The organism is Methanosarcina siciliae T4/M (assembly GCF_000970085.1).
GTDB classification, from domain to species: Archaea; Halobacteriota; Methanosarcinia; order Methanosarcinales; family Methanosarcinaceae; genus Methanosarcina; species Methanosarcina siciliae.
Genome location: NZ_CP009506.1, coordinates 226,225 through 241,319, shown reverse-complemented (window position 1 = coordinate 241,319; position 15,095 = coordinate 226,225). Strand labels below are relative to the sequence as shown.

Sequence of the window (15,095 nt, the reverse complement as noted above, 5' to 3'; positions counted from 1 at the left end):
GTAATGCTCTTTCTGTTCTTCTTAGCAGGTGACTTCGAACCTTCTCTTTTTACATTTAGGAGGTGTATGTTTTTCCGATTAGGAGACTCTCAGACTGACACATTTATCTACAGGAAAAATGCATCTGTTTTAATTCCCAAAAGTAAGAAATACTTCAATCTATTTATAATTTGTTGTTACTTATCTTAATACAATACATAATAAATCATAATTAAGCAAATCGAGAATTAGATAAGGAACTCAAGGCCAATTCATTTTTCTGACCTCAACTTCCGGCATCATGCAGATGGTAATCAATGAAAAAGGAACGATTAAAGGAGCGATTAAGTTAGAATAAAGAAAGGGAAGATAAAGGCTCAGATCAATTTGAGCCCCCCATGAATTTGTAATCTACCCTTTTGACCCAATTTCCTGAAGATTCAATTTCCTGAAGATTCAATTTCCTGAAGATTCAATTTCCTGAAGATTCAATTTCCTGAAGATTCAATTTCCTGTTCAGGTTTTTTCGGCCTTTAAGACCATTTCCAAACCTTCATGCATTAATTCTTCTGCCCTCTCCTGTTTCTTTGCCTCGGCAAAGATTCGGAAAATAGGTTCGGTACCTGAAGGACGTATAAGGACCCATCCATCTTCATACCAGATCTTGACCCCGTCAATAGTATCTATTTTGAGCCCCAGGTTTGAAGTCTCATTTCGGATTTTTCCCATAGTGCCCGCAACATCCCTGGAAGGCGTTTTGGTCTTTGCATTGAAGTACACGGGCACGCTTTTGGTTGTTTCGGAAAGCTTTTTTCCTCCGGAAAGGATCTCAAGGATTTTAGCGCACGCCATTGCTCCGTCCCGGCAGTACTGGTGCTTGGGGAAAATAAGGCCTCCATTACCCTCACCCCCAAAAACGGCACCTGTTTCCATCATCTTTCGGGCGACATTGATTGAACCTACAGCGGTCCAGTGAAGTTCAACCCCTTCTTCCTTTGCGACGTCAGCCATGCGCTGGGAAGAACTTACCGGAGTAACTATCGGTCCTTTTTCACGCTCAAGTATATATTTTGCCATCATGGCAAGCAGGACTTCCTCGTTTACGAATTCTCCGTTTTCGTCCATAAAGACTATTCTGTCCGCATCCCCGTCATGTGCTGCCCCGAAAGCTGCCCCGGTCTTTTTAACAAGGTCCGAAAGCTCGGTGAGGACTTCCGGCGTGGGTTCCGGGTTTCTCCACGGAAATGTCCCATCAGGCTGGGCCCCGAGGGTGAGCACCTCACAGCCAAGTTCCCCGAGCAGGAAAGGAAGGGTAAGGGAGCCTGCACCGCAGCCCGTATCCACAACCACTTTAAATTTCCGGCTGCGTATGGCTTCGGCATCTACTGCGCGGATTATGTTTTTAATGTAATAATTATTAACTGACGGATCAATCCTGAAATTTCCTGTTTTTTCCCACGAAACCGTCGAAAATTTGCCTGAGAAATAAATTTTTTCAATATCCCTTTCCCCATCCCTCGGGAATTCGGAGCCATCTCCTGCAATAAACTTGATTCCATTATACTCCCTGGGATTGTGAGATGCCGTAATAACGATCCCGGCATCAGCATAGTCGCGCACATAATACTGAATGGAGGGAGTAGGGACAGTCCCAACATCAATCACATTCAGGCCTGTTGCAAGAGCTCCGGCAATTGCTGCTGATTTCAGCATATGGCCCGAAATCCTGGTATCACAGCCTATTGCAACCGTACCTTTTGAGCCCATGTACGTACCCAGGCTTTTGGCTAAATTGACTGCCAGTTCAGGATTTATAAATTCATTGGCAATACCACGTACACCATTAGTTCCGAATAATTCCATCTAAGATCTCCATCTCATCATTTGCATCAAAATTATACTATTATAGGGAAATTAGGTTCTAATTAGATTTATTCCTGAAACCAGAACCCTGATAGGAAGATAAAGCTTCGGTACAGGGAGATTAAAGCATGAGAGATTAAAGTATATTAATTAAAGTAGTGTCTGGAATGATGTTGTTTCGAGAGTCTATACGGTAGGAAAAATCCTGACCAGCCCCGATTAGAGTACACCCATATATCCCTTTATTATGGCTGCTGTAAGGAACCTTCTGACTATAGGAATGGAAAATACATATATCTTATTAGCCGAAACTCGTAATTAATGGATACCGCAAAGATCGGGATGATAAAGGAGGCTATAAAAGCCAGAGAAAGTGCAGTCATTGCGTTTTCAGGAGGAGTGGACAGTTCTACCCTTGCTGCACTTGCTTTTGAGGAACTGGGGGAAAAAGCCCTGGCCGTAACTATAGATTCTCCGCTGTTTCCCAGGAAGCAGCTTGAAACCGCTGCCCAGACAGCCTGTGAAATCGGGATTCAGCATAAGGTCCTCCCGTTCTCCCTGACCAGTGTGCCCTATTTTTCCTCAAATACGATTAACAGGTGCTATTTCTGCAAAAAAGCCCTTATTGAAACCCTGGTAGAGTTCGCTGAGAAAGCCGGATACAATGTCGTGCTTGAAGGGACAAATGCTTCGGAAATAAAAGGGGAAAACCGTCCAGGATACAGAGCAATCAAGGAAGCCGGAGAGAAGATATTTTCCCCGTTTGTAGAGTTCAATGTTACAAAAGAAGAGATTAGGGAAATTGCCTCAAACCGTGCCCTTTCAGCAGCAAGCAGGCCTTCAGCAGCCTGCCTTGCAACCCGTATTGCTTATGGGCAGCCTATCACCCATGAAACTCTCGAGAGAATAGAAAAAGCCGAAGACTATCTTTTAGCTCTGGGTTTTACGCAATTCAGGGTAAGGATGCATTCAAATCTTGCCAGAATAGAAGTTTCCGAGGATGAATTTGAAGACGCAATCCGCAAAAAAGAAAAAATATCCAGACACCTTAAAAGCCTCGGCTTTGACTTTGTAACCCTCGACCTTGAAGGTTTCCGTTCCGGGAGTATGGACGAGCCCCACCTGCGGAAAATAACTGAGAAAACAGAAGAGAAAAAAGAGGAAGAAGAAGCAGAAAGGGAATAAGCTAAAAGGAATAAAATATCGAATAACCAGACTTCCGGGATGAGCGTGATCGACCTTAAAAAAGCTGCTGCTGAAAAAATATGATAGAAATCGTAATCCGAAAAGCTGAAAAAAAAGACCTGCCTGCAATCCAGAAACTCCTTTCCACTTATTTTCTGGACATAGAAGGACTCAAGCCCGAGGACTTTGTGATGGCTGAAAATGAAGGAAAGGTAGTCGGGTGTGCTGCCCTCATCAGGAACCGATCAGGAGAGAAGACCGTTATGGAGCTCCACTCCATTGCCGTGCATCCAAACCTTAGGGGAAAAGGAATCGGAACGAGGCTTATGGAGTACCTAATTAATACTGTGGATTTTCCGCAGGCCCCCGGAGACCCTGCACATGAATTATATGTACGGACAACTGCTCCGAGTTTTTTTGAAAAACTTGGTTTTATAAAAATGGAAGACGCTGAAAAATTACTTCTCTGGGAAGATTGCAGGAATTGCGAGCATTTTGGAAAGTGTGCCCAGCATTCCATGAAGTATTTTCGAGTTTCCTGAAAAGAGTTTCTGGGAAAAGGAAGAAGTCCTGAGAAAAGGAAGAAGTCCTGAGAAAAGGAAGAAGTCCTGAGAAAAGGAAGAAGCCCTGAAAAAAAGAAGAATTTTTGAGAACAAACCTGAAAGAAACTAACGAAACATTATATTACAAAAAAACATATGAAGAAGCTTATGCTCACTCTCGGAATAGTTAATACTTACGACAAGATCAAAGTTCTCGATGCGCATTACCGTGCAATTGCCAGGGCCGCTCCAATCTGCCACGCTTTCGGGTTCCATCTTGCCCTTTACGACTTCCCGTTCAAAATGACCGCCGAAGAGCTGGTCTCTTTTGTAATGGAGAAGACCACCATCGGAGAATCGGGAAGTTATCTCAGGACTCTTTACGAAAAAAGCCACCTTTCAGTTGCCGACCTTCCAAAGAAAGGCTTTCCTTCTCAATTCGGAGATGTCGTTATTACCACTTCAAAGCCAGACCCAAAAAGGAAAGTTTTGCCTGCGGAAATTGCCGAAGAAGCGTTACGCAACCGTTCATTTCTATTTCTTGTGGGTCTCGGGCACAAAGGACTTCCAAAAGAACTATTTGAGAGAGGGAAATACCAGCTTGATATCACCTCTAAAGGACTTTCCCTTGAGACATGCACTGCAATAGGAGCTATACCTGCGCATCTCTCAGGGCTCATGGAAATCTTGGAAATAAAAAAAAGAGCTTAGGCTTAATATTCGCAAGATCTGAATACAAAAGAACTGATAGGGCACCCAACCAAAAATTCGAATGATTCAAAAAATTTTAAGGCAATTTAAAAAAAAATCCGGAATGGATATATATTGCGAAATACAATTAATATTTTGTTGTGGATATGAACGACACTCGCTGCGCTGTAGCGGGCCGGGAACCGGGAGGACTGGAATCCTAGCCTGCATTTAAAGGGCTGACATTCAGAAGCGCGGAACTAAAATCCATTCTGGAGGAATTTATTATTCTGGAATACTGGAAGATTTACCTTAATCTGGAGGCTTGCATCCGGAAAGAACGAAATTCCAGCCCTGAAATAAGCGCAAGCATTGAAGAGACAGGAGGAAAACTTATGAGTGAGCTGAATCACGAAGAAAGAAAAAGAAGTGAATATAAATACAAAACCCGTAAAAACGGCTACCACACAGTTGTAAAAGGCTGTACAGACAGCCTCGACTCAGATGAATTAGACCTTTACCGCTTTATGATTGGCGGTGTGCAGGGTAAATAACCTGCATAAGCTTTTTTTAGATCTCATTCCTAGAAGGGAAGCATGTATGATGTATATGCGGTCCGTGAAGATTTTCCTGTTCTAAAAAAAGTCGTGTATCTCGACAGCACGGCAACCACCCAGACCCCGATTCCGGCTGTTGAAGCCATGGTAGAATATTTTTATAAATATGCTGGCAACCACGGGAGAGGAGCACACCGCCTTGCAAGGGAAACAACAAACCGCTATGAAGATGCGCGGGAAACTGTTGCCCATTTCCTGAATGCAGAGCCTTCGAAGACCGTGTTTACGAAAAATACGACCGAAGGGATCAACCTTGTTGCAAACAGTTACCCCTGGGAAGCAGGTGACCACATTGTTACAACCATGCTCGAGCACCATTCAAACCTCCTTCCCTGGCTGCGCCTGCAGAAGAAAGGAGTAAATGTAACGGTTGTAAGCCCGGACCGTAGAGGCATAATTGATCCCCAGGTGATAGAAAATGCCCTCACTGACAGGACAAAACTCATTGCTGTAACGCATATCTCAAACGTTTTCGGCTCTGTCCAGGATGTCATAAGGATTACGAAACTTGCCCACAGAAACGAAGTTAAAGTCCTGATCGACGGCGCTCAGTCTGCAGGCCATATTCCAGTGGATCTGAAAACGCTCGGATGTGATTTTTTTGCAACTGCCGGACACAAAGGGCTGCTCGGTCCGCAGGGTACCGGTATACTCTACATCAGACATCCAGAGGTGCTTGAAAGCGCCTCAGTAGGAGGGGGAACGGTTTCGGACGTCAGCGGACTTACATACATGCTTGAACCGTCCCCTGCCTGTTTTGAAGCCGGGACTCCGAACATCCCGGGGGTCATAGGGCTTGGGAGAGCAGTAGAGTATGTGGAAAAAATAGGAGTTTCCGAGATTGAAAAGCACGAAGCGAAACTCTCCCGGGAAGCTGCAAAGAGACTCTCCGAACTCGAACATGTAGAGGTTTACGGGCCTGAAAACCGGGCAGGAACCGTACCATTTAATGTGAAAGGACTGCATGCTCATGATGTTGCCCTGATCCTCGACCAGACAAAGAAAATTTGCATCCGAAGCGGGCACCACTGTGCAATTCCTGTTACCCGCTTCCTGGAAGTGGAAAGCACTGCCAGGGCATCTTTTGCACTCTATAACACCGAAGAAGAAGTAGATATACTTGTAAATGCCGTCAACTCGCTCAAAGCCCTGGTGTTCTGAAAAATTATATTGTAGACCCCGGAAATACCTGTATTATAGAAATACATGTATTCTGAAAGTATCCCGTAATTATCCATATCCTGAACTGCTCTGTACCCGAAATTGCATGTATCCTTAGTCCTGAAAGCTGCCCGAACTTGTGTAGTGGGTGAAGTCCTCAACAAATTTGATGATATTTACAGTATCCTGGCAAGGTATGGTTACACTTCACTTTTTCTTATGGACGACCGTGACCACCACCAGTACCGGGGTTTTGCAGATTATCTCGTATTCGGAAAAATAGGGTTGAAACGCGAGGAAGATGCCGCAAACGAAAAAATGTTACATTTGCTTACGGTTACAAAAATGAGGAGGATGGCGATTTCTAGCGAAACGCTCTTCTTTGAATTTACTCCTTCGGGGATAAAAGGCATATAGGGTTTTGAGAACAAATTTGAATTATTTACGGGCGCTAATAATGGCTCTAAGAACAGCGATGACAGCATAGGAATTATTAAAACTGTCTCCAAAAACTTCATTTAAATTAAAACCAGACTTCTTTAGAAGAAAAATGAGCATTTACAATATAATAAAATTTAGCTAAAAATAATCTAATTAAGTGAAAAATGCTTGAAAGAAAGATTAACTGTTTTTTATGAGAGATAACTTAATTTCAAAATCCATAAAGATATGGACACATCATAGGAATATTTTATAATATGTTTGGCCCTATACAGCTTAAGGAGAAATCTGAAGGTGAGAGTATGGATGAAGTGACAGAAATCTCGGAAAAGAAAAGTTTTATTTCGGGGTTATTCGGAAAAACAGGCGATAGTAACTCCATCTCAGATATACTGAAAAGGGCTAAGAGTTATTTTGACAAGCCTTTGAGAAGTATGCCGGCATACGACCCGGAAGAAGACGGACCGCTTGTAGAGTTTGAAGTACCCGGAGGAATGAAGGAAATAGAAAGGTACTGGCTCCAGGAGCCTTATGCCCTTGTATCAATCCTCGAAGACCGTAGAACAAGGTACTACAAGCTTATTGAACCTGCCCTCACAAAATTTGAGAAAGAAGTACTTGAAAGAATTTATGAGGATTTTCAGGACATCCTGATTTTGAACCCTACAACATCTAAAATAGAAAAAGACGCGCTCCTTGTAGACAAAACTCTTTTACTTCTCGAACGTTACAAAGCTGAAGTTTCTTCCTCAGCCATCCACAGGATAACGTATTACCTCAGAAGGAACATGCTCGGCTACGAAAAAATCAATCCTCTTTTTTATGATCCTTATATTGAAGACGTATCATGCGATGGTGTCGGAATTCCGCTCTATATTTACCATACGAGGTATCTCAACATTGAAAGTAATATTTTTTTTGAAGAAGAAGAACTCGACTCCCTCGTAATCAAGATGTGCCAGATGAATAACAAGCATATATCTGTCAGCCATCCAATCGTTGATGCAACAATCCAGGACGGGTCAAGGCTTCAGGCTATGTTAGGGAGGGAAATCACCCCTCGCGGCAGTTCGTTTACTATCCGCAAGTTTAGAAAAGATCCGATAACACCCATCGACCTGCTCGGCTTTAAGACATGTGATATGGAAATGCTGGTATACTTATGGATGGTCATTGAAAACGGTTACAATATGCTTTTTGCAGGGGGGACGGCTTCAGGAAAAACCTCAATGCTTAACGCCACTTCCCTTTTCATGCCTTCCACAGCCAAGATAGTTTCCATAGAAGATACAAGGGAACTCTTGCTCTATCACAACAACTGGGTCCCGGGTATTGCAAGGGAAAGCTTTGCCTCGGAAGCTACAGGGGAAGTTTCCATGTTTGACCTTTTAAAAGCGGCCCTGAGACAGCGCCCGGATTTCATCATTGTAGGTGAAGTCAGAGGCAGTGAAGCTCTTACGCTTTTCCAGGCAATGTCAACAGGGCATGCAACAAGCTCAACAATGCACGCAGGAGATGTGCGGACAGTTATAAACAGGCTTACCCACGAACCCATAAATGTACCTCAGCTTATGCTCCAGTCGCTTGACGTACTATGTATCCAGGAACAGGTGTACATCGAAGAAAAAAGGGTAAGGAGGACAAGTAGCCTTGTAGAAGTCATTAACGTTGACCCTGAAACAGGAGACCTGGGCATAAATGAGCTTTTCAACTGGGAACCTTCCGAAGACAGTTTCCTGAAAGTTGGGGATTCATATCTCATGCAGGAGATCATGCATGTCAGAGGATGGGATACAGGCCAGTTAAGAAGTGAGATAGAGAACCGGAGAAAGATCCTCACTTACCTCTATGAGAAAAATATGAGGAGCTACATCCAGGTATCTCTTGTTGTGCAGACATATCAGAGTTATCCGAAGATGGTTCTGGAAGCTATAGAAAACGATACCCTGCGCAGTATGATATAGGATATGATTGCTTAAGAGGGGAGCATGACTTACACTTCAGCGGACGAACTGGCATACAGGATTTTCGGAGACTTTTTTTATAAAAATAAAGAAAGTTTCCAGGAGCTCAAAGTAAGGATACGACACTCCCATATTCCAATGTCAGTGGACCAGTACCTGGCTTCAGCCTTCATGTACTCGCTCTTCGCAGGTATAATAGGAGGGATCTTCGGGTTATGGCTGGGACTGAAAACTTTAGGAGACCCACTCTCTCGCCTCAACCTTTTTGTGGATTCCACAAGAGCAGGCTTTGCAGAAGAATACCTTTACTTGCTTGTGATATTAGTCGCCCTTTTGGTATTCGTTATAAGTTTTCTTATCGTCTTTGGGATGATATACATCTACCCTTATCTCCAGGCAGATATCCGACATGCCTGTATAGATAAGTCCATGCTGCCGGCGGTAACATACATGTATGCCCTTACCAATGGAGGCATGTCAATATATGATGTTTTCAGGTCCCTGAGCAGTTATACCCATATCTTTGGCACAAGCGCGGAAGAAATCTCCTATATTGTGCGGGACATGGACTACCTGGGAAAGGACTTTATAACGGCCCTTAAAGAAGCAAAGGAACGCACCCCTTCTGAGCGGTTCAAAGATTTTGTTGACGGCCTGATCCTCGTTTCAAGCGGGGAAGCCATAACCGATTACATAAAGAATAAATCAGAGCAGTATCAGGAAATGGCAGAGCTTGCAAACCGCAACCTGTTAAAGAGACTGGACGTCCTTGCAGAAGTCTATGTGACCGTGCTTGTTGCAGGCCCGTTATTCATAATGACGACCCTCGTAGTGCTGCAATTTTTCAGGCAGGCCTCAGTCCAGATCCTTTACATGCTGATTTATGTCATAATACCCCTTGCAACCCTGCTCTTTATCGTACTTCTCGATACAGTGGGAGAACTCTCCATGAGTCCGGAAAAGGGCAGTGTTCCCGGGTATCCCATAAACCTTTACGATATCCCGGAACTCAGCTCTGAACTCAGTGAAGAAGAGGAGGAAAAGAGAGACAAAAGGTTAAAGCTTTACAGGCAGCTTTACAATATCAAGAACCTTGTTTTGAACCCGTACAAAACTATCCGTAACGAACCCAGGTACACCTTCTTTTTTGGGGTTCCTCTCGGGCTTTACTATCTTACCCATCTTCCGAAAACTCTTAAAGACAGTATTAATTTTAGTTACCACTGGAACCCTAATTTTGCACACATCAGTGACAGCAGCGTCCAGTTGATCAGCTCTATTGACGATTACCTGGTCATCTTCATCGTAATCGCACTCATCCCCTTTATCATATTTTACGAAATCAGGGCATGGAGGATGCGAAAGATCGATGAAAGAATGCCTGACCTGTTGAGAAACCTCTCAAGCATGAACGATTCAGGGATCTTGCTCTCGAATTCCCTAAAAATAATGGCAGAATCCAAGATGGGAATCCTCAGCAAAGAACTAAAAAAGCTGAATGAAGACCTCTCATGGGGAACTTCAACTTCAAGAGCCCTGATGAAACTGGAAAATAACATAAGGACAGCAACATCCAGCCGGATTCTCCATACTCTCATAAAAGCAAACGAATCCACAAGTGACATTAAAAATGTGCTCTCCATTACCTCAGAACAGGTCAAGAGCGAAGAAAGGTTAAAAGAAGAACGTTCTTCAGAAATAGTCGTCTACGTCGTCACCATCTACGTTACTTTCTTTGTCTTCCTTTTCATAGTTTATATACTGGTAGTGTACTTTTTCCCCGAAAGTGCCTCATTTAAAAACTCTTCTCAGGGGATGGGATACGGAGGGATCGGAAACGGTTACTTCAACGTAGAGGAGTATACGATGCTTATGTACCATTCAGCCCTTGTCCAGGCCTTTACTTCCGGGCTCATTGCCGGGAAGATGGGGCAGGGTTCGGTGTATATGGGCCTGAAGTACAGCGTCAGTATGATGATAATTACTTACATAGTTTTTACAATGTTCGTTTAAGGTTTTTTTATGCAAAAAAACTCCCGGAACAAGCACTATAAAAGAAACTGCGGTTTCAGAAGTAATGGGAGTCGTACTCCTTACAGGTATAGTAATTATCATGCTCAGCATCCTCAGCATATCCTTTTTCTCTCTGGACTAGCCAGATCGATGGGTTTACCTCACAAATTTGCCGAAAGAAACCGATGATTTTGATATCGAATACTATGACATCACCAATTACATTCATAATGCAGAAAAACTTTCAAAATTCAAAGAAAGAATTGAATACTGTGAGATAAATGGGGACTAATGTGTATATATAGACCAACTTACCATATAGATAGAGTGATCTTTGAAAAAAACAGATGATGATGAAAGAACTGGGTTAGAGAAAAAGAGTTCAAAGAGAGGGATCGGTTTTGCCTGGTATAAAAGAACTCATGAAAAAATGCACTGCAGTTTCGGATGTTGTGGGAGAAGTTCTTATGACGACAATTGCGGTAATCTTCATAAGTTCAATTGCAGTTTTCATATTTTCATATGATGGAGCTGCTGACGTACCCCACACCCATGTGAAAGAATGGACAGATTCTCGAATCGATACAATCTACTTAGAACATAACGGGGGAGAATTTATCGAGACCGAAGCCCTTGAAATTGCAATAAACATCAATGGAAACCGATACACTTATTCCTCGCCCCAGATTTATGCAAATCTCGGGAATAAAAGCAGCTGGGAACTGGGGGATAGAATAGAGATCAATACCGACAGCGAATGGAATGTAGATATAAAAGATGAAGATGAGATAAACGTATACCTGATAGATAGGCCTTCCAGAAAAGTGTTTCAGAACCTTCGGCTTTCCACCAAAGAAAGTGCGAATTCCGGTTGGCATACACCTCAAGGCTCAGCAGTTGACACTTCCGAAGGCGGTTCAGCAATCCTCCTCCATGTCCAGAAAGAAAACGATGGATTGTATACCAGCTACCATCCACCTGTAAGTCAAAACGACAACACATATGAAGAATTTAATTTTGGATTAAGTGCTGCCATATGGAGGGAAAATATTACTTCTGTGACCCTGAAGCTCGTCTACAGCGGGAATAATAACACATGTGAACAAATAAAATTGAAGTTATGGGACGAAAGCTCAGGAACCTGGCAACAACAGAATCTCCCTGAACATACCTCATTTACAGCTTACTCCACGGACCTATCCTCATATATAAATAACACCACGGATCTCGAAAACTTAAAAATACAGCTGGTTGCTACGGGAAACGCCGGTGCAAGCACCACAAATCTCCATGTGGATTACACGGCATTGTATGTAAGTTAAAAATTAAAAAGCAGGAAAAGGTAAAAAGATGAAAAATAGGTTCTTTGAAACAATCTCTTCTTTTTGCAGTTCCGAATATGGAGTTTCCTCCGCTGTTGCCGCAGCCCTTCTGCTTGGAATAATAGTTGCCACGATGACAACAATTCAGCTCAATTACGTGCCTGTCTGGAAAGAAGACGCAGAATACGCTCACATGTCAAACGTCTGGCAGGATATGTCCAGACTTAAATCTAATGTTGATATTCTTGCTGCCGGGATTGAAATAAATCCTGATGCAAGAATTGTCCTGAACAGTCCGATCCGGGTAGGAGGAAGTGACGTTCCCTTCATAGGCGGCACAACAACAGGGGGTACCCTTGCTGTAAATAATGAAATATCGGGGCTTTCTATAATTATCACGACAGACAATGCAACCACCGAGTATAACAGCGGAACAAGTCTCTTTTACACAGGTACGGTCACTTACCATCCGACAAATAGCCATTACGTGGACGAGACTTATTGCTATGAAAACGGAGCTCTCATAATATCCAGAAACGGTAGGTCGATGATGAAATTGTCCCCGGGAATAGTGCTTGAAAGAGATACGGGCTCGGTAAATCTTTCCGTAAGAGCTGTAACTCTTGATGGAAACCAAAGGGTCATGGCAAGCAACAGCATTGAAGACATAAGGCTTACATCCGAATATTTTACTCCCCTTTTCGACCTTACAGGGATAGAACAATTTTTCAACATAACCTCGGCCAATCTCACGGTCTATACGGGAAACCAGGAAGCTTGGGAAAGATATTTCGAAAATTCAGCCAGAGAAGTCAATCTCCAGAAAGGTACTGATTACAACATTACCAACGGCACCTACACAGTTACCCTATCTCTCTCCCCTGAAGATGAAGACCTATATGTTAACATCTACAAAGCCGCGATAAAAGTAGAAACGGGGATTTAGTCAAAGTTGCACTGGCAAGCCTGCTGTAAGCAACAGGGTATTAACCTAGTATAAGTACTTACAGCCATCCAAAACTAAAGAGAAAAGAAACCTTTGGTAGTGCATGTCCATTTTTAAGAATATAAGAAGCCTTCATTTTCCAAATGTTCACTATATCAAATCTGAAAACTGAAACCGAAAAAGAATCGGCCGCAGAAATATGGATGTCGGTTATTTTCAGTTCAAACAGGAAAATAACCTCATTTTCCTCCAGTATGATCTTATCATTTTCATCAATATAATCCCGTAAATAATCTTCAATTGAATCCTGATCCATAGCCCCGGAATTTAAGGGATGGCATCACCATTCCTGAGTACTTTTAAATTTGGAGAATAACTCGTAGAACGATCGGTGTCTGGAAGAATCCAAGAATCCGTATCATGTCCATTGAGGTTGCGGGTCACCGACAAATTATAATCTCCCCGGGGATCAAATGCTTCATCTCCGACCTTCAACCGAGAAGTTACCATCCTGTTGTTACCATCCTGATATACGTATGTCCATGATATTGATATTTATGTGAGCTCCAAGCATCTTAAAACTGCTGATGAAGTCCTCCTGTGGAACTACTGTATCGTCTATAATCTCAAGGACACATCATCTTCAGGTACATTGTCCTCAGACACATCATCTTCAGGTGAACTGGCAGAAGACTCTGGTGAGAAGCCAATTCTATATTTGGGAAGTACTTCCTTTGAACGCGTATCAACTAATTTTACATTTATATCTTCATCATTTGCGATGCCGATACCCCATTCCTGGCTAGTATTTATTTGAATAACATCTGCCAGTTCCCAGAAACCTTTCCCACCTAAATTTTTAGAAATATTAGAAGGAGAATATACATAAGTGGTACCATTTATCTGGACATTGATCTTCATGTCTTTAGTATCGATCGGTTCTCCTCCAGCGTGGCGCAGGAAAATAGTATCAGAAGGTGCATCTATCCATTCTTCTGCCAAAACCCTGGGAGAATCAACCGGCTTGTCAATGGAAGTTATAATTACGAATAGCGAACCAAATGCAATAACAACAATCCCTGCAAGAAGAACCTCAGCCATGACAGATGAGACCCCTACGTAATCCTTGATGAGTTTTTCAAGTATATTCAAAGTAAATCCCCCTGAATAATTTTCAGGCTTTGCCTTCTTCTGCAAAAGGAAAAAATACTGACCTTTAAAGGAGGGAGTGGACAAACTAACCTAATTAGTAGTTACAAACTTCTCTCTTTCAGGATCAAGATTATACAATTTCCCTTTTAGAACACAAGATAAAATAATGAAGATAGTTATAATCTACAACTATAGAAAAAGATATATATAGCTAATTCGGGCGGGGAAACAGTGTGAAAAAACAAACCAAGCCCCGGAAGAAGTAAACAATATAAATAAAAGTAGACTGTTTTGTAAATAATTCTTATAAGAGATATTTATTTGGCAGGTTTATTATCCGAAAGAATTGAAAATAAATCGACATATTTCAAGTAAGAGGATACATACAGTTAGGAAGTTGAAAAATACAAATATTTAGTATGATTACTTTACAATAAAATTAAACTTTAAATAAGGAGTTTCCAACAAACTCAATACGAATGTAATTCGACCTTAGTAAGATGTGGATATAAAAAAGAAAAAAGCAACTTTTTAAGGTGCTTGAGATTTAATTTAGAATCTTACATCCGTGTCACAGATAAGCTGCTTGGTTTGGACATCTATAATTTTGATATTGACAGTGTCACCGGAAGAAGGACCGCCACTGAATGCAGCAGAGGTATTATTCGAAGCATCATTCAACCCGATTGTGACCATATCACCCACATCTAATGTGCCAAGACCAGTAGCATCAATTTCTACAGATGTACCATCAAGAGCTGCCATAACCTTAGTGGTGGAGTTTTCATTGAAATAAATAGGCTCACCACCAAGGTGTTCAAACTTTATATACCCGGGATCTGAGGCGTTAACTGCTTTAATATCTATGTTAGCCTGCGGTGCAGATTTGGCGGGGCCCTGGCCAAAGACAGAGGAACCGATTGCAGCAGCGAGGATGACAGTAATTGCAACCATCAGCACGACACCGATAACTGGGGACACTGCCTTATTATCATTAAATATTTTTTTGAGATCCATATATGATTCTCCCTCCTGAGTTAAAGACATCCAGACAGGACAGTCTGTCCGAATTTTAACACTTGAATATACACATCAACAATTACTAATTTTTATAACTGCTTTTAAAGATATTCTTCATTCGTATATAAATTTTTGCTGACACTTCAGTAGATTATTAAGTGATTATCTCACTTATTTTTCATAAATATTCCCAAAGACCT

The 15,095-nt window shown here is 42.1% G+C and carries 15 protein-coding genes; 11 read left to right on the top strand and 4 right to left on the bottom strand.

The window, feature by feature from the left end; all coding sequences use genetic code 11:
* Positions 1 to 495 precede the first annotated feature (495 nt).
* Entirely contained in the window at positions 496 to 1,842 is a 1,347-nt protein-coding gene (glmM, locus tag MSSIT_RS01110; RefSeq protein ID WP_048169296.1) for a phosphoglucosamine mutase, read from the bottom strand.
* 321 nt (positions 1,843 to 2,163) lie between these two features.
* Between glmM and larE the strand changes: the two genes are divergently transcribed.
* From larE to MSSIT_RS01065, 11 genes are all read left to right on the top strand, one after another.
* Positions 2,164 to 3,027, top strand: coding sequence for an ATP-dependent sacrificial sulfur transferase LarE (gene larE / locus MSSIT_RS01105; RefSeq protein ID WP_048169294.1), 864 nt, complete (start codon positions 2,164 to 2,166; stop codon positions 3,025 to 3,027).
* Between the two features lie 80 nt (positions 3,028 to 3,107).
* Entirely contained in the window at positions 3,108 to 3,569 is a 462-nt protein-coding gene (locus MSSIT_RS01100; protein ID WP_048169293.1) for a GNAT family N-acetyltransferase, read from the top strand.
* Between the two features lie 156 nt (positions 3,570 to 3,725).
* Positions 3,726 to 4,280 carry a DUF531 domain-containing protein gene (locus MSSIT_RS01095; protein WP_082088837.1) on the top strand — a complete coding sequence of 185 codons (555 nt, stop codon included), beginning with the start codon at positions 3,726 to 3,728 and terminating at the stop codon, positions 4,278 to 4,280.
* Positions 4,281 to 4,654: 374 nt separating this feature from the next.
* Positions 4,655 to 4,813, top strand: coding sequence for a hypothetical protein (locus MSSIT_RS22720; protein WP_156157235.1), 159 nt, complete (start codon positions 4,655 to 4,657; stop codon positions 4,811 to 4,813).
* A gap of 42 nt (positions 4,814 to 4,855) precedes the next feature.
* Positions 4,856 to 6,037, top strand: coding sequence for a cysteine desulfurase (locus tag MSSIT_RS01090; protein WP_048169291.1), 1,182 nt, complete (start codon positions 4,856 to 4,858; stop codon positions 6,035 to 6,037).
* A 102-nt stretch (positions 6,038 to 6,139) separates the two neighbouring features.
* Positions 6,140 to 6,454, top strand: a complete 315-nt coding sequence (locus tag MSSIT_RS01085; protein ID WP_197080319.1) for an ATPase domain-containing protein — start codon at positions 6,140 to 6,142, stop codon at positions 6,452 to 6,454.
* Between the two features lie 326 nt (positions 6,455 to 6,780).
* Positions 6,781 to 8,442: a type II/IV secretion system ATPase subunit gene (locus tag MSSIT_RS01080; RefSeq protein WP_048174408.1), complete on the top strand. Its 1,662-nt coding sequence runs from the start codon at positions 6,781 to 6,783 to the stop codon at positions 8,440 to 8,442.
* Positions 8,443 to 8,466: 24 nt separating this feature from the next.
* Entirely contained in the window at positions 8,467 to 10,455 is a 1,989-nt protein-coding gene (locus tag MSSIT_RS01075; RefSeq protein WP_048169287.1) for a type II secretion system F family protein, read from the top strand.
* A 37-nt stretch (positions 10,456 to 10,492) separates the two neighbouring features.
* Positions 10,493 to 10,597: a type IV pilin gene (locus MSSIT_RS25170; RefSeq protein ID WP_148706155.1), complete on the top strand. Its 105-nt coding sequence runs from the start codon at positions 10,493 to 10,495 to the stop codon at positions 10,595 to 10,597.
* A 259-nt stretch (positions 10,598 to 10,856) separates the two neighbouring features.
* Positions 10,857 to 11,777: a type IV pilin N-terminal domain-containing protein gene (locus MSSIT_RS21555; RefSeq protein WP_082088835.1), complete on the top strand. Its 921-nt coding sequence runs from the start codon at positions 10,857 to 10,859 to the stop codon at positions 11,775 to 11,777.
* A gap of 28 nt (positions 11,778 to 11,805) precedes the next feature.
* Positions 11,806 to 12,723 carry a DUF7289 family protein gene (locus MSSIT_RS01065; RefSeq protein ID WP_048169284.1) on the top strand — a complete coding sequence of 306 codons (918 nt, stop codon included), beginning with the start codon at positions 11,806 to 11,808 and terminating at the stop codon, positions 12,721 to 12,723.
* 58 nt (positions 12,724 to 12,781) lie between these two features.
* On the opposite strand, the gene MSSIT_RS01060 is transcribed toward MSSIT_RS01065, so the two are convergent.
* From MSSIT_RS01060 to MSSIT_RS01050, 3 genes are all read right to left on the bottom strand, one after another.
* Positions 12,782 to 13,039: a hypothetical protein gene (locus tag MSSIT_RS01060; protein WP_048169282.1), complete on the bottom strand. Its 258-nt coding sequence runs from the start codon at positions 13,037 to 13,039 to the stop codon at positions 12,782 to 12,784.
* Positions 13,040 to 13,341: 302 nt separating this feature from the next.
* Positions 13,342 to 13,875: a type IV pilin N-terminal domain-containing protein gene (locus tag MSSIT_RS21010; protein WP_156157234.1), complete on the bottom strand. Its 534-nt coding sequence runs from the start codon at positions 13,873 to 13,875 to the stop codon at positions 13,342 to 13,344.
* Between the two features lie 552 nt (positions 13,876 to 14,427).
* A complete protein-coding gene (locus MSSIT_RS01050; RefSeq protein WP_048169280.1) occupies positions 14,428 to 14,892 on the bottom strand; it encodes a type IV pilin in 465 nt (154 codons plus the stop codon).
* Positions 14,893 to 15,095: the final 203 nt, after the last annotated feature.